This is a genomic window from Mycobacterium sp. (assembly GCF_008709575.1).
In the GTDB taxonomy this organism is placed as follows: Bacteria; Actinomycetota; Actinomycetes; order Mycobacteriales; family Mycobacteriaceae; genus Mycobacterium.
In genome coordinates this window covers 585-1,044 of the sequence record NZ_VYIK01000193.1, presented here as the reverse complement: position 1 = coordinate 1,044, position 460 = coordinate 585, and the positions used below count along the sequence as shown (strand labels likewise).

Sequence of the window (460 nt, the reverse complement as noted above, 5' to 3'; positions counted from 1 at the left end):
CGTTGCGCGCATCGGCACGTGGTGACATCAGATGATGCAGAAACGTAACATTCACTGGGCCGTCGTGGCAACCCCCGAGGAAGGGTCGGTCCGGGCCCGGTGCAGGTGTTCGGTGTCTTCCAGGGCCGGATTTGGGGGCATGCCCCGAGGAGGGAGAGCAAAAAGTGCCCCGTTCGGGGGAAGCCTGAGCCCGTCGCGTCGGTGAGGATGGCGATGTCTGAGAAGTCACGAGCCTCGTAGTTGCAACAAAGGCGATTATGGAAACACCGGCTCAGCGCCAACCCCACGTCGTCGTCCTCGGCGGGGGCTCCTGGGGAACCACAATCGCGTCCATCTGCGCACGCCGCGGGCCCACCTTGCAGTGGGTGCGCTCGGAGGAGACGGCGAAAGACATCAACGAAAACCACAGCAACAGCCGCTATCTCGGCAGCGACGTCGAGCTGAGCGAGACCCTGCGCGC

Annotated in this window: 1 pseudogene; it reads left to right on the top strand. The window is 64.1% G+C overall.

Annotated features, from left to right (window positions below):
* Positions 1–257: 257 nt before the first annotated feature.
* Positions 258–460, top strand: a pseudogene (locus tag F6Q13_RS17805) (NAD(P)H-dependent glycerol-3-phosphate dehydrogenase); the annotation flags it as partial.